General features: G+C 56.4%; 17 protein-coding genes and 1 tRNA gene. 11 read left to right on the top strand and 7 right to left on the bottom strand.

The annotated features are described in order from the left end of the window. Positions 1 to 180: 180 nt before the first annotated feature. The 6 genes from HMPREF1556_RS02370 to HMPREF1556_RS02395 form a co-directional block, all read right to left on the bottom strand. Positions 181 to 253, bottom strand: a tRNA-Lys gene (locus HMPREF1556_RS02370). Between the two features lie 94 nt (positions 254 to 347). Beyond that, the gene (locus tag HMPREF1556_RS02375) at positions 348 to 1,895 is read right to left on the bottom strand and encodes a YifB family Mg chelatase-like AAA ATPase (RefSeq protein WP_021666618.1); all 1,548 of its coding nucleotides are present in this window, start codon (positions 1,893 to 1,895) and stop codon (positions 348 to 350) included. A gap of 42 nt (positions 1,896 to 1,937) precedes the next feature. Continuing rightward, positions 1,938 to 2,663: a hypothetical protein gene (locus tag HMPREF1556_RS02380; protein ID WP_157047504.1), complete on the bottom strand. Its 726-nt coding sequence runs from the start codon at positions 2,661 to 2,663 to the stop codon at positions 1,938 to 1,940. Next, the gene (locus tag HMPREF1556_RS02385) at positions 2,632 to 4,734 is read right to left on the bottom strand and encodes a GDSL-type esterase/lipase family protein (protein WP_021666620.1); all 2,103 of its coding nucleotides are present in this window, start codon (positions 4,732 to 4,734) and stop codon (positions 2,632 to 2,634) included. Before HMPREF1556_RS02385 ends, HMPREF1556_RS02380 begins: the two co-directional genes overlap by 32 nt. Before the next feature lie 17 nt (positions 4,735 to 4,751). Further along, positions 4,752 to 5,360 carry a DUF4294 domain-containing protein gene (locus HMPREF1556_RS02390; RefSeq protein ID WP_021666621.1) on the bottom strand — a complete coding sequence of 203 codons (609 nt, stop codon included), beginning with the start codon at positions 5,358 to 5,360 and terminating at the stop codon, positions 4,752 to 4,754. A 23-nt stretch (positions 5,361 to 5,383) separates the two neighbouring features. Then, entirely contained in the window at positions 5,384 to 6,610 is a 1,227-nt protein-coding gene (locus HMPREF1556_RS02395) for an L-serine ammonia-lyase, iron-sulfur-dependent, subunit alpha (protein WP_021666622.1), read from the bottom strand. A 409-nt stretch (positions 6,611 to 7,019) separates the two neighbouring features. Between HMPREF1556_RS02395 and HMPREF1556_RS02400 the strand changes: the two genes are divergently transcribed. The 11 genes from HMPREF1556_RS02400 to dut all read left to right on the top strand — a co-directional run bounded on the left by HMPREF1556_RS02400 (position 7,020) and on the right by dut (position 17,954). Next, positions 7,020 to 8,516 carry a carboxylesterase family protein gene (locus tag HMPREF1556_RS02400; protein ID WP_021666623.1) on the top strand — a complete coding sequence of 499 codons (1,497 nt, stop codon included), beginning with the start codon at positions 7,020 to 7,022 and terminating at the stop codon, positions 8,514 to 8,516. Positions 8,517 to 8,623: 107 nt separating this feature from the next. Beyond that, positions 8,624 to 10,681, top strand: a complete 2,058-nt coding sequence (htpG, locus tag HMPREF1556_RS02405; RefSeq protein ID WP_021666624.1) for a molecular chaperone HtpG — start codon at positions 8,624 to 8,626, stop codon at positions 10,679 to 10,681. 147 nt (positions 10,682 to 10,828) lie between these two features. After that, positions 10,829 to 10,963 (top strand): hypothetical protein, encoded by a 135-nt coding sequence (locus HMPREF1556_RS08915; RefSeq protein ID WP_021666625.1) that lies wholly within the window; start codon positions 10,829 to 10,831, stop codon positions 10,961 to 10,963. A 114-nt stretch (positions 10,964 to 11,077) separates the two neighbouring features. Continuing rightward, on the top strand, positions 11,078 to 11,686 hold the full coding sequence (locus HMPREF1556_RS02410; protein ID WP_021666626.1) for a hypothetical protein: 609 nt from the start codon (positions 11,078 to 11,080) through the stop codon (positions 11,684 to 11,686). 184 nt (positions 11,687 to 11,870) lie between these two features. After that, the gene (locus HMPREF1556_RS02415) at positions 11,871 to 12,683 is read left to right on the top strand and encodes a hypothetical protein (protein WP_021666627.1); all 813 of its coding nucleotides are present in this window, start codon (positions 11,871 to 11,873) and stop codon (positions 12,681 to 12,683) included. 213 nt (positions 12,684 to 12,896) lie between these two features. After that, complete coding sequence (locus tag HMPREF1556_RS02420; protein ID WP_021666628.1) at positions 12,897 to 13,610, top strand: transporter; 714 nt, start codon at positions 12,897 to 12,899, stop codon at positions 13,608 to 13,610. A gap of 237 nt (positions 13,611 to 13,847) precedes the next feature. Next, positions 13,848 to 14,570, top strand: a complete 723-nt coding sequence (locus HMPREF1556_RS02425; protein WP_021666629.1) for a transporter — start codon at positions 13,848 to 13,850, stop codon at positions 14,568 to 14,570. Positions 14,571 to 14,703: 133 nt separating this feature from the next. Continuing rightward, the gene (gene gcvH / locus HMPREF1556_RS02430; protein WP_021666630.1) at positions 14,704 to 15,084 is read left to right on the top strand and encodes a glycine cleavage system protein GcvH; all 381 of its coding nucleotides are present in this window, start codon (positions 14,704 to 14,706) and stop codon (positions 15,082 to 15,084) included. After that, the gene (gene purE / locus HMPREF1556_RS02435) at positions 15,084 to 15,596 is read left to right on the top strand and encodes a 5-(carboxyamino)imidazole ribonucleotide mutase (protein ID WP_021666631.1); all 513 of its coding nucleotides are present in this window, start codon (positions 15,084 to 15,086) and stop codon (positions 15,594 to 15,596) included. The genes gcvH and purE overlap by 1 nt, the downstream gene beginning before the upstream one ends. 80 nt (positions 15,597 to 15,676) lie before the next feature. Then, complete coding sequence (ispG, locus tag HMPREF1556_RS02440) at positions 15,677 to 17,464, top strand: (E)-4-hydroxy-3-methylbut-2-enyl-diphosphate synthase (protein WP_044125133.1); 1,788 nt, start codon at positions 15,677 to 15,679, stop codon at positions 17,462 to 17,464. 55 nt (positions 17,465 to 17,519) lie between these two features. Further along, a complete protein-coding gene (dut, locus tag HMPREF1556_RS02445; protein ID WP_021666633.1) occupies positions 17,520 to 17,954 on the top strand; it encodes a dUTP diphosphatase in 435 nt (144 codons plus the stop codon). 120 nt (positions 17,955 to 18,074) lie between these two features. Here the strand turns inward: dut and folD are convergent, their stop codons facing one another. Continuing rightward, positions 18,075 to 18,968: a bifunctional methylenetetrahydrofolate dehydrogenase/methenyltetrahydrofolate cyclohydrolase FolD gene (gene folD / locus HMPREF1556_RS02450; protein WP_021666634.1), complete on the bottom strand. Its 894-nt coding sequence runs from the start codon at positions 18,966 to 18,968 to the stop codon at positions 18,075 to 18,077. Positions 18,969 to 19,076: the final 108 nt, after the last annotated feature.

The raw sequence follows: 19,076 nt of genomic DNA on the forward strand, positions 1-19,076 counted from the left end.
CGCCCCCTCATCTCGCAGGATGAGGGGGCGGGGGCTTTACTTATTGGGAGGTTTCTGTGCCAGAGGCAAGGGCCTCCCTCTCCGCAGGGTGGCTCAGCCCCCTTTCTCCTAGTATCCTAAACGAACTTAGCTTGGAGATCTGCTACACGCAGTCTCCAAGCTAAGCTAACGTTGAGGATGTGAACCAGCTGGGGTTCGAACCCAGGACCCCATCCTTAAAAGGGATGTGCTCTACCTACTGAGCTACTAGTTCTACCTAAAAGCATTCAAAGCAGGCGAAGCCCACTCTAAAGCGATGCAAAGATAGTCAAGATATGTGATACTTCCAATATGGGGAAGTGGTAGCCTCAGCGCACACGCTGTCCCCACGAGCCTCGGTCGAGACTGCGATAGCGGATGGCTTCGGCTATATGCTCCCGACGGATCAGCTCCGATCCCGAGAGGTCGGCGATGGTGCGAGCGACCTTGAGGATACGATCATAGGCACGAGCGGAGAGGTCTAGTCGCTCCATGGCTAGACGGAGCTTCTCCAGCCCCTCGGCATCAGGGCGAGCGAAGAGCTCCATGAGGCGTGGGGTCATCTGAGCATTGCAGTGTACGCCTGGGTAGGGAGCAAAGCGAGCGATCTGGATCTCCCGAGCTCGGAGGACACGCTCCCTGATCTTCTGACTACTCTCCGAAGGCTGTATATCAGAGAGCTTATCGAAGTCTACGGGGACGATCTCCACCTGTAGGTCGATGCGGTCGAGCAGCGGACCAGAGACCTTCCCTAGGTAGCGCTGTACTTGCTGAGGAGTGCATTCGCAGGCATGAGTAGGATGATTGTAGTAGCCACAAGGGCAGGGATTCATGGCAGCGACAAGCATGAAGCTAGCAGGATAGTCCACGGTGTAGCGTGCTCGAGCGACGGTGACTACTCGCTCCTCCAGAGGCTGTCGCATGACCTCGAGGACACCACGACTGAACTCAGGGAGCTCATCGAGGAAGAGCACCCCATTGTGCGCAAGACTGATCTCCCCAGGCTGAGGATTAGCACCCCCACCGACTAGCGCCACGGGTGAGATGGAGTGATGAGGTGAGCGAAAGGGGCGAGCAGTCATCAGGGTGACGTCCCGAGCGAGCTTACCTGCCACCGAATAGATCTTCGTTGTCTCCAGACTCTCCTCGAGCGTGAAGGGAGGCAGGATGCTGGGGAGGCGCTTCGCCATCATCGACTTCCCACTGCCTGGAGGGCCTATCATGAGTAGGTTGTGCCCGCCAGCTGCAGCTACCTCGAGGGCACGCTTCACCGTCTCCTGCCCCTTGACCTCTGAGAAGTCGAAGAAGTCCTCCCTCAGTCCTCGATAGAACTCCCCTCGGGTATCGACCTCGACCTTAGGAAGGGGCTCCTCACCCGAGAGCATAGCTATCACCTCACGGAGGGAGCGTGCTGCATGTACCTCGAGCCGATTGACGACCGCTGCCTCCCGAGCATTAGCCTCGGGGAGGATGAAGCCTCGGAAGCCCTCACTACGCGCTTGTATAGCTATGGGGAGAGCGCCATGAATGGGACGAACAGATCCATCAAGGGAGAGCTCACCCATGATCATGTAGTGCTCCAAGAGATCCGCTGGTATCTGCCCATCTGCCGCTAGAAGGCCAATAGCCAGAGGGAGGTCATAGGCTGCTCCCTCCTTTCGGAGGTCTGCGGGACTCATGTTGATGACGATGCGCTTCCCTGGGAACTTATATCCCGAACTCTCGATCGCAGAGATGATACGATCTTGACTCTCTTTGATCGCTGTGTCGGGCAGTCCTACGAGCTGGAAGTAGGAGCCCCGTGTACAGTTGACTTCGATTGTGACGGTCTGCGCTTGGATGCTCTGTAGAGCGGCTGCATAGGTCTTGACAAGCATGGTGGTGTGTCGTGTGTAGTAGAGGTAAGGAGGGAAGGGGTATCAGCGCTTGATCTTGCCTAGGGTATCGATACGAAGGTGTATGGGTCGGTCTTGTCCCTGGACGCCGTACTCATGGCGAAGCCTCGTGACAAGCCCTAGGCTATCGGAGAAGGCTATTCCCTCGAGGCTGTCCCGACGAAGCTGAGCCCGTACGGTGGAGTCAGAGAGGGAAGGATAGAGGAAGACGAACTGCAGGCTATCGGGGCGAGCCTTGGTCCTCAGCTGAGCCTGCTCCTGCTTGGTGAGGCTCTGCATACGCTCGGGGGAGGCGAAGACCAGTACTACAGGGCGCTTCCGATAGAGGTCGGAGAGGCTTCGCTCCTTCCCCTGGATGTCTCGCCCCCGGAAGTCATGGGCTTCGGTGAGGGGCGTGAGGGGCGCAGACTCCTTAGCAGGGCTCTGAGTCCTCTGCCACGCCCTACCATCCCAAGAGAAGAGGAGCACCTCTGCCCCCGAAGCATGGACGAAGGAGATCCTGCGGAAGCGTGCTGTATCAGGGCTCAGCGAGATCGTCTTGGAGAAGTGCACTAGGGTATCGGTCTCCTGCACGCCCTCCCCTATGTAGGTCACGTAGGCGAGGGTGTCGCTGGGTGCTAACTTACCGAGGTCGATCGTCAGTTCGGGTAGCGAAGAAGAGCAGGAGCTAGCCCCTGCGAGGAAGGCTCCCCCTAGGAGGGCGAGCAAGCGGAAGGATCTATTGAGCGCCATGGGAATGGGTCTTAACATCTAAGGAGAAGGTACCTACGGGGAGACCCGTGGCACCGATGAGGTTGGCATCGCTGTAGGGGCGATAGGCATAGCGGAGGAGCCAGAGTGCCTGAGTGGGGAGGGAGGCGGGGAGACGAAGGGTGACGGTCTGCCCCTGGATTGTGCCCGAGAGTGGGTAGGTCTTCCCCTCACGGGTGACGAGCTCAAAGCCTCTGAGTTCAGCACCATCGGAGGTGCGTAGCTGGGTCGTGCCCGAGAAGGAGATGAGGAGTGCCTGTGGCTGGAGTGTGAGGTGCTGCACCTCGGGACTACGAGCCTCCAGCGAGCTGTACCCATACTGCCTCGAGAGAGCTAGCTGTGCCAGACGGTGCCCGATGGGGTACTTGACCCGAGGGTGGACATCGGTCTTGAGCCCATGATCTAGAGATACGACCATCTCGACCCCATCCTGAGGGCGGGCGAGTCGTCTCTGACTATCACGGAAGGCAGGCCAAGAAGGGCGCTCCATCGAGGAGAGCTGTACGTAGTAGAAGGGAAGCTTAGCACCGAAGGTCTTCCGCCAACTATCGACGAGGAGGGGGAAGAGTACTTCGTGCGCCTCGACGTTGTGCGCATTCGACTCCCCTTGGTACCAGAGTGCCCCACGGAAGGCAAAGCCCTTGAGTGGGCGGATGCCCGTATCATAGAGATAGGTGGGGGCGTAGGGGTGACGAGCGAGCGGGGCGCTACGTGCCTCGAGGTTCTGCCCAGCACGCTCCCGCACCCATGGCATGATGAAGTCATTCGTTCGCCAGTGACGGAGGATAGCGGGAAGCTTCATCTCCAGCGTAGCTCGGTCGATCCAAGCCTCCGCAGGTGAGCCTCCTACGGCATTCACGACGATCCCTACAGGTATCTGGAGGCTATCCCTCAGCTCACGGGCGAAGTGGTAGGCGATGGCTGAGATGTTCGTCCGACTAGGGCTAGCTCCCGTCCACGAAGTAGGGCGATAGTAGCGAAGCTGGTCGAGGGAGTCGAGGAAGCTAAGAGGCCAAGCCGTCGCCGTCGTCTCATGGGCAGGCTCCATGCTGTAGATACGCAGGAGGCTGTCGGGCTGGATGGGGCGATGCTCCTCATCACTACTCTCCCCGAGGGTGAAGGCCATATTCGACTGCCCCGAGCAGAGCCATACCTCACCGACGTAGACCGAATGGAGCTGGATCCTACGGCGTGAGGTACCCACTTCGAGGGTATAGGGGCCTCCTGCTGACTGGGCAGGCAGGGTGATCGACCACTCCCCTAGCCTGCTGGTCTTAGCCCGACCTCGCCAGCCACGGAAGCTGAGCGTGACCTCCTCCCCAGCATCTGCCGTACCTCTGAGGGCGAGGGGGCGCTCACGCTGGAGCACCATCCCATCGGAGTAGATCGAGGGGAGTTGTAGCCCGCCGTAGTTCCCCGAGATAGCTCGGTAGGCGGTCTCTGCTAGGATACGTGTCCCTGGGGCGGTAGGGTGCACGGCATCGGGGAAGTAATGAGGGAAGGGATAGAGCGGGCTGTGGAAGTCGATGAGCTCCACGCCTGCTGTCTCAGCTACCTGCTCGATAGCCTGCTGGATCTGGATCTGCCAGTCCCGAGTGCCTGACTCGAAGCGTGGGTGCTCCACGCCGATAGGCGTCGTACGGGCGATGAGGATACGCACCCGAGGGGAGATGGAGCGTAGCGTGTCGATCAGGTGCCGGTAGTCGGGGATGAAGTCATCCCGATAGTTGGGCCAGTTGCGGGGGTCGGTATCGTTGACCCCAAGATGGATCACAGCGATATCAGGGCGGAAGGCTAAGGCTCGGTGGTACTCCTCTTGCTGGAAGTAGGGGCGGTGCCCACGAGCGAGCAGGGTGGCTCCCGACTTCCCGAAGTTCTCTACCTGATACTTAGCCCCGAGGAACTGCTGTAGCAGGACGGGATAGGCCTCCCGATCCCGATCCTGGAGGCCATAGCCGTAGGTGATGCTATTCCCGATACAGGCTACACGGATGGGAGCTTTCGTTCGCCCCACTGCCGAGAGGCTCACACCTAAGAGGAGTAGGAAGTAGAGGCAAAGGCGCTTTCTCATTGTGCTCAGTCTAGTCTTCAGAGGATATGTTGGTCATAGAGGCGGACGATACGCTCGGTGAGGGCATCATCAGGGTTAGTCTCGGGGGAGTAGGTCGACTTGAGGTTAGCCCCCGTGATGCGGGCGAAGATCTGCCATGTCCAGGCCTTGAAGCCCCCGAGGAAGGCCTGCACAAGTTCGTAGCCCGTCATCCCACACTGGCGATTGATGAGCTTGATCAGGAGCTTTCCCTGTCCTAGGGTGAGGTCCTTCATCTTAGGCTCCATGTCCCGCTTGAGTTCGACCTCGACACGCTTCAGATGAGGCTCCTGCTCCTTCTCAGGGAGGGTCTGCATGTACTCGTAGGTCTCGATGATAGTGGCGGCTACATATTTGGCGTAGGGGTAGACCTTCTTGACGTCTCGTATGCGTCGCCAGAGTTGCTGACGCTCCGAGGGGGTGAGTGGACGTACCGTGCGATGAGCCGAGACGTAGATATTGGCTAGATTGATCTCGATCAAGCTATCATTGAGCATACGGATCGCAGGGATCGTGTCGGGGGTCTGGGCATGAAGTCTCCCTCCGAGGCTTCCCAGGGAGAGGAGGACGAGGCCAAGGATCGTGAGGAGGGATGCTCTGAGATGCATAGGTCAGGATCGTGATGAAGTGATTACCAAGGGCGAGGAGGTTTCTTGGCAGAGTAAGCGCTGGCGAGCCCCCCGGTCGAAGTCTCACGATAGAGACTAGGCAGGTCATGTCCCGTCTTGCGCATCACCTCGACGACTTGGTCGAAGCTCACTCGGTGCCGTCCGTCGCTGAAGGTACCATAGGTATTAGCGTCGAGGGCTCGTGCCGCTGCAAAGGCATTGCGCTCGATGCAGGGGATCTGTACCAGCCCACAGACGGGGTCACAGGTCAGACCTAGATGGTGCTCGAGTCCCATCTCTGCCGAGTACTCGATCTGGAGGTTCGATCCACCGAAGAGCTGACTGGCAGCCGCTGCACCCATAGCGCAGGCTACCCCCACCTCACCCTGACACCCTACCTCAGCTCCTGAGATCGAGGCATTGGTGCGGACGACATTGGCGAAGAGCCCCGCCGTGGCCAGTGCTCTGAGGATACTCTGGTCGGGGAAGTCTCGGCTCGTCTTCAGATGATAGAGCACGGCGGGGACGACGCCACAGCTCCCGCAGGTAGGGGCGGTGACGACCTGCCCTCCAGAGGCATTGTGCTCACTGACAGCGAGCGCATAGGCGTAGACGAGCCCTCTATTCTTGATGCTCGCCGAGCCATAGCCCTCGGCCTTCACCTTGTAGAGAGCTGCCTTACGACGCAGTCCCAAGCCCCCGGGGAGCACCCCTTCGGCGGAGAGCCCCGCATGGATGGCTCGCTGCATCACCTGCCAGATCTCTGCCAGATAGTCCCAGATCTCCCTACCCTCGTAGTGCTCGACATACTCCCAGTAGGTAGCATCCTCCTCATGGATGCGATGCATGATGTCGATGATCCGGCTGTCGGGGTAGATGGTGGCGGACTTCTGCTCGTTGAACTGCTCATTGGCCAGCGTCCCACCTCCGATACTGAAGACCGTATAGGTGTCTAGTAGTCGCCCCTCAGCATCGAAGCCCTCGAACTTCATCCCATTGGGGTGAAACGGTAGGGTAATATCGGGCTTCCAGTGGATCTCTGTTGGAGCCACCGGGGTGAGGGTCTCTAGGATGGCCACGTCGGTCATGTGCCCCTTCCCCGTGGCTGCCAAGCTCCCGTAGAGCGTGACATCATATCTACGAGCCTCAGGACAGCGGGCACGGAACTGCTCAGCGGCCCGACGTGGGCCCATCGTGTGGCTACTGCTGGGGCCACTCCCTATGCGGAATATCTGCTTGATTGTCTCCATTGATGCTATAGCGATGCGTGCCACCTACGCCTGTATGTGACACGGGTCTCTGAGGTCACCCTCTTACCCAAAGGTACAAAATACTCAGCCTCGGCGTACATTTCCGTGTATTATCCGCCTGGGGTCTAGCAAGCCCTCACCCGATCCACTCCAGAGACACTCATGCATGCCTCCCCAGAGGGACCCATACATGGGTCACCCGAGGGACCCATTCATGGGGTACTCGAGCGACCCATGAATGGGGTGCTAGGATGAAGGATAATAGCCCACCCCAGAGGGCAAATTTAGGCTGAGCACGACGAGGCTTTAAACCCTCCCCTCTGCTGGAGCTCTAAGGGACAATAAGTGCCTCTCTGATCGAGCACTTCGCTATCCATCACGATTCACTCACTAAGTCAATATACAGAAGATGAAAAAGTCCCTCTTCGTACTGCTCGGTGCCCTCTGCACCATGGGGCTCTCTGCCAAGACTAAGACCGTCACTCCCCTTAGCTTCGATCGCTCCAAGGGGGTGAAGACTCAGCTCACGATGCCCGATGGGCACAGCGTGAGCTACACCGCCTATACCCAGCTCTACTATGTGACCCACGTAGAGGACTCCACCTATCAGTACCTCAATATCTTCGTCCCCGATGGGGCTACGGAGCGTACCCCTATCTTCCTACGCACCTATGTAGGAGGCTACATGGAGAGCCGAGCAGGCGGTCCTCAGGCAGACGATGCCTCTGGACGAGCCTTAGCCGAGGGCTATGTCCTCGTGATCCCAGGTAGTCGTGGGCGTCGCTCGACGGTGCCTCAAGGCAAGAAGACCCTCTACACGGGGCGAGCGCCCAAGGGGCTACTCGACCTCAAGGCTGCCGTACGCTACCTCCGCCACTTCGTTAGGGAGATCCCAGGGGACAAGGAGCGTATCATCACTGATGGTACCAGCGCTGGAGGAGCGATGTCCGCCCTGCTCGGTGCTACGGGCAATCATCCGAGCTATGCCCCAGCGCTCAAAGCAATGGGGGCAGCCGAAGAGCGTGATGATGTCTTCGCCTCGGTATGCTACTGCCCTATCATCGACCTAGATCATGCCGACATGGCCTACGAGTGGCTCTACGGGCAGACGGCGAGTAGGCAGTCCCTCAGCGAGGATAAGCGAGCCATCACGACAGCGCTAGCGAGTCAGTTCCCCGCCTATCAAGCCTCACTTGGGCTGAGCCTCCCTGACGGCACACCTCTGACAGCAGAGACCTACCCCGCCTACCTCAAGAAGCTCCTCATCACGAGCGCTCAGGAGGCCAAGGATGCTGGGGCTACCATCCCCGACAGCATCGGATTCTCCTTCTCCCAGCAGGCCCATGGACAGGCGCCTATCAACGGCGGAGTCGGAGCTCCTCCTACCCCCAACTCAGGTGCAGGCATGCCCCCTCAGGGTATGGGTCCCCGTCAGCGACAGCAGGGAGAGTACATCACCGACCTCGACCTCTCGAAGTACCTCGACTATGTCGTCTCCACACAGCCACTGAAGGGAGTCCCCGCCTTCGACAGCTATGGTGTCGGCGGTGCGACAGCCAGCGGGGAGAATGGACTCTTCGGAGACGATGCGGGGAGCGATGCTAACTTCACCCCATGGGCAGCGACTCAGACGGGGAGACGCCTTAGCCCCGCCCTCGAGGAGCGTATCCGACTGATGAACCCCATGAACTATATCGGAGCCCCCAAGGCCTCTACCGCTCCCCACTGGTACATCCGACACGGAGCGAGAGACCGAGATACAGCCTTCCCCGTCATCATCAACCTAGCTACCAAGCTGGAGAACACAGGCAAGGAGGTTAACTTCAAGCTCCCTTGGAATCGTCCGCACAGCGGAGACTATGCCCTCGGTGAGCTCTTCGCTTGGATCCGCTCCATCGTCCGATAGCAGGGCTAGGTCTGCCATATTGTCGTAGAGACGCAGGGTGGCATCCCCTTTGAATACCGAGGGATGATAACACGCATATCCATCATACAAGATCAACTATAGACTCTATGAGTAAGCAAGGTAAGATCGGGGTAACGAGTGAGAATATCTTCCCCGTCATCAAGAAGTTCCTCTACAGTGAGCATGACATCTTCCTTCGGGAACTTGTCTCCAATGCAGTAGATGCTACGCAGAAGCTCCGTGCCCTAGCCTCCGCAGGGGAGTTCAAGGGCGAGCTCGGAGAGCTACAGGTATCTGTCAGCTTCGACCCTGAGCAGAAGACCATCACCGTCAGCGACCGAGGTATCGGGATGACTGCGGATGAGGTAGAGAAGTACATCAACCAGATCGCTTTCTCGGGTGCAGAGGAATTCCTCGACAAGTACAAGGATGACAAGGTCGCCATCATCGGTCACTTCGGTCTGGGCTTCTACTCCTCCTTCATGGTCTCCTCTCGTGTGGAGATCCAGTCCCTCTCCTATCGTGAGGGTGCTGAGCCTATTCACTGGAGCTGTGAGGGTAGCCCTGAGTACACCCTGGAGAAGGGTGATCGCACGGAGCGAGGTACGGACATCATCCTACATATCGACAGCGAGAGCGAAGAGTTCCTCAGCAAGGATCGCCTCTCTACCCTACTGAACAAGTACTGCAAGTTCCTCCCCGTGCCCATCATCTTCGGCAAGAAGCAGGAGTGGAAGGACGGTGCCTATGTAGACACCGACGAGGACAACCAGATCAACGATATTCACCCTACTTGGACGAAGAAGCCCTCCGAGCTCAAGGATGAAGACTACATCGCCTTCTACCACCAGCTCTACCCTCAGACCTTCGAAGAGCCCCTCTTCTGGATCCACCTCAATGTAGACTACCCCTTCAACCTCACGGGTATCCTCTACTTCCCCAAGGTGAAGAACCAGATGGAGCTCCAGCGCAATAAGATCCAGCTCTATGCTAATCAGGTCTTCGTCACCGAGGAGGTCGAGGGTATCGTCCCTGAGTATCTCACCCTCCTACATGGGGTGCTTGACTCACCAGATATCCCCCTGAACGTCTCTCGCTCCTACCTACAGAGCGATGCTCAGGTCAAGAAGATCTCCAACCACATCTCCAAGAAGGTAGCAGACCGACTCGATGAACTCTTCCGCAATGAGCGCCCCCTCTTCGAGGAAAAGTGGGAGAGCCTGAAGGTCTTCATCCAGTATGGGATGCTCTCTGATGAGAAGTTCTATGACCGTGCTGTGAAGTTTGACCTCGTGACAGATCTCGAGGGTAAGCACTTCACCCTAGAGGAGTATCGTACCCTCACCGAGAGCAACCAGACGGACAAGGATGGTCAGCTCATTTGGCTCTACACCAACGACCGTGAAGGGCAGTATGCCGCCATCGAGCGTGCTCAGGCGAAGGGCTACTCCGTACTCCTGCTGGATGGGCCACTCGATGTACATGCCGTCTCTCAGCTAGAGCAGAAGCTCGAGAAGACTCGCTTCGTACGTGTCGACTCCGACTCTATCGAGAAGCTGATCGCCAAGGAAGAGCAGCGTGCCGTAGCACTCTCTGAGACCGAGCAAAGCACACTGAAGGCGATCTTCGAGGGACGACTACCTCGTGAGGCAAAGCGCAACTACAGCGTCTCCCTCGAAGCTCTGGGGGCTGATGCCGACGCCGTACTCATTACCCAAGGTGAGTTCATGCGCCGTATGCAGGAGATGGCTCGCCTACAGCCCGGGATGAACTTCTATGGTGACCTCCCCGAGGGCTACAATGTCGTCCTCAACACCGAGCATCCCCTCATCCAGCGTCTCCTCACTGAGGAAGCAAAGGTGGTCGAACCTAAGCTCGCCAACCTACGTACCGAACTCAAGGAGCAGACCTCGCTCGTAGAAGCCGCCCAGACCGTACAGTCGGCTAAGAATCCCGAGGAAGTCACCGCTGCAGAGCGTGAAGAGCTGGAGGCGCTCCGGAGCAAGCAGTCGGAGATCGAGGGCAAGATCAAGTCCGAGCTCCAGAGCTTCGGTGCGAGCGAACTGCTCGTAGGTCAGCTCATCGACCTCGCTCTCCTAGGCAATGGTCTCCTCTCAGGAGAGGCACTCGCCTCCTTCATCCGTCGTAGCCACCAGCTCCTCTAGTAGGCTACCCTATACTCTTAGGCCGTGCCTCCAGCCCTCCCCTACCACTACAGTGGCTCGGGAGCTGGAGGCACGGCCTTCTTTATTTGGACGCAGTCCTTATCTTTGCCTCTGGACTCTTGATCCCCCCAATCCTAGTATAGGGATGTGGACGACCTCGCCCCCGAGGCTCGTCCCGCTCTCCCCGCACGCCTCCCTCCCCTCGCCCCACCCTCTACCGAGACCACCGAAGGCAAGATGCAGAGCGGTCGCGCCGACACTAGCACCGGTATCAACGTCTAACGCCCACGATGCCCACTCGCTGGTATGAGGGAGGGAATATGAGCTACTCATGTCGCGAAAAGAGCTCATCTTTGCCTAGGACGACGCTCCAACGAAGACTCTAAAGAGAAGAAAATGAACGATCTCATGCATATTGAATCACTGGGGTATGGAATAGCAATTGTCTCTGTATCGGGCTTTGAGAAATTGAGGAAGTCCCATAAGATTAGACACAAGAAGATGCTCTCCCTCTTCGACAGTAGCCCAACCACATTTCACGAGTTCACTCGGGAAGGAACGTTCATCCCCATTCCTCATATCAATATGTCTGATTATGTCATTGACATCCTCATGGATGGAGATGAGGTAAGTTTAGCCGATTGGCAGATATTGGGCGAATGGGATGGATTCTACCTGGATACTAGGGAAGGCCCTATTTGGGTGCTTAGCTTTGAGGCTATGCAAGAATGGAATCACTCTATGTATCTAAGTCAAGATACATTGCCATCATCTTACATCCTAGATGACCAGCTAGTGGAGTCTAACAAAGGCATTCGCCTTAGCCTCGCACAAGGGATCTATGCCCTCAAGATAACTGGAGTAAAAAGCCTTGATCATAGTCGGCAGTATACTGGAGAATATGGCTTCTTCCTACACTTTACTCCGGTTGACAAGATCCCCTCTTCCTATATTCGCGACTTATCAGAGATCGATTACAGGAGCATGTTTGACAAAGGCGCATAGATTAGGATTAAGATATTCAGCATAGCACACACTGCTTTAGTTACTGAGCCAGAAGCTAGCTTATCTATCCATCGTAGCACATACCATTGAGCAGGTAGTGGAGAAATGATTGGATAGGCAAAGAAAGAATCACCCATCACGAACAAAGGGGCTAACTGCCCATTAAGGTTATAGTTCACTGATTATGGTCAAGATCGGACACCTCTCCTTGGATGGACTTTCACTAGAGGAAGAGCCCCTCTCCTCAGGGCAAAAAGAAAAAGGTCGCACATACTCCTGCACAAAGCAAGAACTCAATGGTCGGACCTACTACATAGAGCGAGAGAATAATCGGATAGAGACCATCTCTACTCAAGATGTGACACAGGTTGAACTTGGCGGGATAATCGTTTCGCCCAAGACTATGGAGGAATTTGCAGAGCAGAACCATGGTCATAGAATAAGCGAAGGATTTATATTTCCCTCGCTTAACCTTGTGATCTCCCTCTCCCAAGATCAAGATGAGTTTGCAGAGGTATTGGTATATGCCCCTCATCTAAAGACGGACTATGAACGGGAATACATTGAGAGCACTCCTACCAAGACTGAGAGAAGTAAGGTGATAAGCATCACCCCCTATGAATCCATTGGAGGATTCATGCTGGGAGCTACGGAGCATGCTATTCAGAAGAAACTAGCACTTCAGATAGAGCATCAGAGCCGTAAAAGCGTGATCAGGACAGAGACATTCTTCTTGTCCTTCTATGATGGTACATTGGGGCAAGTGAATATCAAATTAGGGCAAGACACGAAGCTACAAATAGGGGATATTTCTATGCCAGCAAAAGATGCGATGAGACTCTTACTAGAGACAGAGCAAGTAGTAGAGCGAGGGTTTTATTATGCATTTCCTAGCTTAGGGATAGCCCTAGATAAAGACCTTGATCAGATCATTGGCTTCGATGAGAGGATACTTGAATATTGGCAGAATATCCATCGGCCAATCACCAGCTGGTGAGCATCCTAAATACCCAACGCCATTCAAGTAGCTATAACGAACGAGCGACTGAAGGGATGCAAAGGATACTCCGAGCCCTACGGTGGAGGGCAGAGGCCGACTTGAGAAGGAGATGCACCTAGGAGCCTCGGTACATACTGGTGGACGCATGGAGGCCCGAGAACTTTATGGTGTTATTATCTTTGCGCTGATACATTCATTATCATAATTAAGATGCGATTACACTCCTCTTTGCTCCGTAGATGGAGCCTCACACTCATAGCTATCACGGGGGTGACCTGCGCTCTATCTGCCCAGACGGACGACGACAGGATGCAGGTAGACCGCCCTGACCAGAGCCAAGGGACAAGCGTTTTGGCCCCACGACGCCTACAGTTAGAATGGGGCGTAGGTGGCGACTCGGGAGCACATAATATGGAATTGATGCTTCGCTATGGCCTCATCCCCGACTTAGAGCTTCGCCTAGGGGGACAGCTCGAGCGCCCACACCACGGAGCAGTACAATTCTCCACCCTCACCTTTAGTTCGAAGCTAAGCCTCTTCTCTGGCGAAGGATGGATCCCAGCTATGGCACTTGTCGGGGATCTGAACTATACGCCCCAAGAGGAGCGACGGAGACTCACCGGCGACCTCACCCTTGCCTTCGAGCAGGAGCTGACCTCGGGCTTCTACCTTACCTATAATATAGGTTCTGCCGAAGGGATGCGTCGGCTGGCTGTGACTGCAGAGCTGGGCTACGACTTCTCCGATCGACTTAGCTCCTTCGTCGAGTACTATGGGGTCTTTGGTCCAGCAGTGCATGGGTGCGACCTCGGGCTAAGCTATGCGCTGACGAAGGACCTACTCATCGACCTCTCTTGCGGTAGGACGTACTACCATAGTGGAGGCGTGAGCTATGCTGCTCTGGGCGCTTCCTTCAGACTATAGACTTCCCCAAAGCACATCCCCACCTCTCTCCCCTTCTATCCAAAAGAAGAGACGAAGATCGAGCATGGAGCCCCTCGATAGAGGACGACGGCACCGATTCAATAAATCAATCCCCCCACACCTCCCCAAAGATCAGGGAAGTGTGGGGGGATTATCTTTAGCCCCGGAGGGAGTTGAGACATGCAGGCTCTGGCCTATAAAGTGTGTACCTTTGTGTAAACGTATGATGATTCATCTATGATCAAGATCTTCCCCCGACTTCGCTATTTACTCCTCATCCTTGTCCTCCTCCCCCTATCGCTAGAGCGAGGCTATGCCCAGACCTTCGAAGACTATCTACAGCCCGATCGCCCCGAGCAAAGTGAAGGCGTAAGGGTCACCGCCCCGGGTCGCCTGCAGGTAGAATGGGGTATCGGAGCCTCGTCGCATGCCAAGATGGCTGGACTCATGCTCCGCTATGGGATCATCCAAGACTTAGAGGTGCGTCTGGAGGGGATCATGCGCAAGCGTGGAGGAGATACTCCCCGCTTCACCAACCTCAACCTCAGCTCCAAGCTCAACCTCTTCTCCGGTGAGGGGCTCATCCCTGCGATGACCCTCGTCGGATACCTGTGCTATGCTCCCGACTTCCAGAGCCGTCCCGTGACCTCGGACCTCTGCCTAGCCTTCGAGAATGCGATCACCTCCCAGCTAGCCCTCACCTACAACCTCGCCTCCTCAGACGGCATGCGAGGGCTCTTCGTCGTCACAGAGCTGAGCTACACTCCGTCGAAGCGCTGGAACTGCTTCGTCGAGTACTACGGCAACTTCCGCACCTACTATCACCCCGAGCACGGAGCCGATATAGGGATGCGCTACACCCTCTCTCCGAGCCTTGAGCTGGAGCTCTGCTACGGCAGGACACACTCGAGCTACGACCCGATCAGCTACGCCTCTCTGGGTGGTACTTGGAGGCTCTAGAGAGTCGATGGGAAGAGGGAAGATAAAAGTTCCCGCTCCCCTAGCGTAACATCCGAATATGTTGCTTATCTTTGCTTCACAAAGCAAGCAAACAAATCGTATCAACTAACTTTTATAACCCCCAAGAAAGAACATGAACATTCCACAGGAACTACGGTACACCAAGGATCACGAATGGGCTCGTCTCGAAGGTGATGTCGTCTACGTAGGTATCACGGACTACGCTCAGGGTGAGCTCGGAGAGATCGTATTCGTCGATGTCGACACCGAAGGAGAAAGCCTCAGCGCTGAGGAAGTCTTTGGCTCCATCGAAGCGGTCAAGACCGTCTCTGATCTCCTCCTCCCTCTCGAAGGTGAGATCCTCGAAGTCAACCCCGACCTCGAAGATAGCCCTGAGCTCGTCAATAGCGATCCCTATGGCAAGGGCTGGATCGTGAAGATCAAGCCAGCCAACGCTGATGATGTAGAAGGCCTACTGAGCGCCGACGACTACAAGAAGCTCATCGCAGGATAATGCAAGCCTCCCCACTAGTCAGCATCATCATGGGCAGTACCTCTGACCTGCCCATCATGGAGAAGGCCGCAGCTCGGCTGGATGCCCTGGGTATCCCCTTCGAGATGCTAGCACTCTCAGCGCACCGTACCCCTAAGGAAGTGGAGGAGTTCGCTACCTCTGCCAAGGAGCGTGGTATCAAGGTGATCATCGGCGCTGCAGGTATGGCCGCCCATCTCTGTGGTGTCATCGCTTCGATGACCTCCATCCCCGTCATCGGTGTGCCTATCAAGGCCAGCCTCGAGGGAGTGGATGCACTCTACTCCATCGTGCAGATGCCTCCAGGCATCCCCGTAGCCACGGTAGGGATCAATGCTGCAGAGAATGCTGCCCTCTTGGCCGTACAGATGATGGCGACCTCCGACGAAGAGCTCTACCGTAGACTTGAGGCCTACAAGGAGTCGCTCAAGGAGAAGGTAGTGAAGGCTAACAAAGAACTCTCTGAGGTGAAGTTCGCCCACAAGACGAACTAACGCCTTGGTCTATATGTTGTAAGCCCAGAAGGTATCCCAATGCCTTCTGGGTTTACTTTTGCACTCTAGAAGACTCATTCATGGTAGAAAACCAATCCCCCTCGCTACACGCCCTCCCCTGTACCTATCACCGACGCCAGTCAGCTGTCGTACAGATCGGAGACACTCCTCTAGGCTCCGGCTACCCCATCCGTGTGCAGTCCATGGCCACCGCCTCGACGCTAGACACCGAGGCTGCCGTAGCTCAAGCTGAGCGGATCATCAATGCTGGAGCTGAATATCTACGCTACACGGCTCAGGATAAGCGTGTGGCTACCAACCTCGGTGCGATCCACCGCGAGCTCAGAGCCCGTGGTATCACGACACCCCTGGTAGCAGATATTCACTTCAACCCGACAGCTGCCGACACCGCCCTAGAGTATGTCGAGAAGGTACGTATCAACCCCGGGAACTATGTCGACACCAAGGGCATCACCGAGTGGAGCGAAGAGGTATATGAGGCCATGCACCAGCGGGTGCGTGAGCGCTTCGGAGCGTTCGTAGAGCGAGCCAAGGAGCTCCGTCGTGCGATCCGTATCGGCGTCAATCACGGCTCCCTCTCCGAGCGTATGGTGATGCTCTACGGGGATACTCCCGAGGGGATGGTACAGAGCTGCCTCGAGTACCTCGATGTCTGTAGGGAGCACGACTTCCACGATATCGTGATCTCGATGAAGTCCTCCAATACTGTCGTGATGACGGCAGCAGTACGCCTGCTCGTCCAGCGCCTCGATGAGCTAGGCTATCCAGCCTATCCCCTCCACCTCGGCGTGACAGAGGCAGGCGAAGGTGAGGATGGTCGCATCAAGAGTGCCGTAGGTATAGGCTCGCTCCTAGCCGATGGTATAGGCGATACCATCCGTGTATCCCTCAGCGAAGAGCCTGAGTGTGAGATCCCCGTAGCCCGAGCCCTCGTAGACTATATCTCCCAGCGAGAGCATGCCCCTTCGCTAGGAGGAGAGCTCCCTTCTTGGGAAGAATACCGATCCCTCAGCCAAGAAGACCGCAAGCGAAGCACAGCCCTCGGCTCCTTCGTCGGTGGGGCTAACCTTCCCATCGTACTCTACCCCACCCATGGTCATGAGGACCTATCGTCACTAGCCCAGCGCCCCGATGCGGTACTCACGTCCGAGGGAGTGCTTCAGCTACCCAATTCCACCCCGATCATCGGTATCCCGGTATGCACCCTCACGACAGACGAGATCACTCCTGAGCGTGTAGCTCCCCTCCTTGACCAGCCACAGACGCTTATTCTCTTAGAGAGTAAGGGAGCGAATCCCGTAGCCGACTGGCGCTGGGGCTTCACTAAGCTTCGCCGTCTTGGGGTAACTGCTCCTATCCTACTGAGACGCACCTATGAGACGACAGACCTAGATCTCTTCCGTCTCTATGCTGCAGCAGACTGTGGGAGCATCTTCCTCGATGGTTGGGGCAATGGACTTGCCCTTGAAGCTCCCCATATCTCCCCCGAAGAGATCATCAAGACCGAGTTCGGTATCCTGCAGGCTGCTCGCCTGAGGATGAGTAAGACCGAGTTCATCAGTTGCCCGGGCTGTGGTCGTACCCTCTACGACTTGCAGAGCACCATCGCTGAGATCAAGGCAGCTACAGCACACCTCAAGGGGCTCAAGGTCGGTATCATGGGCTGTATCGTCAATGGTCCTGGAGAGATGGCCGATGCAGACTACGGCTATGTAGGTGCAGCTCCGGGTAAGATCGACCTCTACAAGGGGCAGGAGTGCATCAAGAAGGGTGTACCTCAAGCACAAGCCGTAGAGCACCTGATCCATCTCATCAAGGAGGGTGGCGACTGGAAGGATCCTGCCTAGTGGGCAAGGCCAGCCTCTATCCTCGCTCGGCACCTCCCCTACAGCACACAGCACTATGTTTGTCAAGCTAATCAATAAGTCGCACCATCCTGCCCCGAGCTACGCTACTACAGGCTCTGCAGGTATGGATATACGAGCCAACCTCACGGAGCCCATCGTCCTTGAGCCCCTCGGTCGGGTACTCATCCCCACGGGTCTCTATATGGAGCTCCCCTTTGGCTACGAAGCTCAGATCCGCCCTCGTAGTGGACTCGCCACGAAGCACGGCATCACCCTCCCCAATAGTCCAGGTACCATCGATTCGGACTACCGTGGCGAACTCATGATCCCCCTGATCAATCTCTCCCGAGAGCCCTTCACCATCCAGGACGGAGAGCGTATCGCTCAGATGGTGGTAGCACGGCATGAGTTGGTCGAGTGGGAGCTGGTGTCTGACCTAGAGGATAGCGACCGAGGTACTGGAGGCTTCGGTCATACGGGGAGAGAGTAAAGCCACTCATAGTAAGTAGCCTTCCTCCAAGGAAGGAGCTTCACCCACCAAGCAGAGAGCCTGCACCTAGTACACGCATACTAGGTGCAGGCTCTCTGCTATTATCGGGATGGGGGCGAACTAAGCCTCTTGAAGCTTCGCTGCCTGAAGGGTATTCAGCATGAGTGATATGATCGTCATCGGGCCGACACCACCAGGGACGGGCGTGATGTACGAGCTACGAGGAGCGACTTCGTCGAAGGCGACGTCTCCCGTGAGCTTAAACCCGCTCTTGCGTGAAGCATCAGGTACGCGCGTCGTACCTACGTCGATGATGACAGCTCCAGGACGCACCATATCCCCCTTCAAGAATTCAGGGACGCCAAGAGCTGCGATGATGATATCCGCCTGCAGACAGAGCTCCTTGATATTCGTGGTACGGCTATGGCATACCGTGACGGTGCAGTCACCAGGATAGCCCTTATGAAGGAGAAGTTGCGCCATGGGCTTCCCTACGATATTGCTACGCCCGAGGACGACGCAGTGCTTGCCACGTGTCTCGATCTTATATCGGCTCAGTAGCTCCATGATCCCCTGAGGAGTCGCCGAGACAAAGCAGGGAAGACCGATGCTCATTCGCCCGACATTGATCGGGTGGAAGCCGTCCACGTCCTTCTTAGGATCAACTGCTTCGATGATCTTCTGCTCATCGATATGCTTAGGTAGGGGGAGCTGTACAATGAAGCCATGGACTTCGGGGTCTTCATTGAGGCGGTGGATCTCCTGAAGGAGGCGCTCCTCGGTCACATCATCCTCGAAGCGGACCAACGTAGATCGGAAGCCTACCTCAGCGCAGGTCTTGATCTTGGAGGCCACATAGGTCTCACTGCCTCCATCATGCCCGACAAGGATGGCCACTAGGTGCGGAGCTGGCTTACCTGCAGCCACACGAGCAGCGACCTCTGCTGCGATCTCGGTCTTGATCTGTGCGGAGGTTGCCTTCCCGTCAAGGAGCTTGTAGTTCTGTTCTTCCATCGTGTTGTGTAGTGTTATTAGGACTAATCGTATCGTCCGTGTGTGAAACGATATCCAAAGATAGAGAAAGCCCTATACATAGCCATAGGAGAGCGAAAGTAGTAAACT

It is taken from the genome of Porphyromonas sp. oral taxon 278 str. W7784 (genome assembly GCF_000467855.2).
Lineage (GTDB): Bacteria > Bacteroidota > Bacteroidia > Bacteroidales > Porphyromonadaceae > Porphyromonas.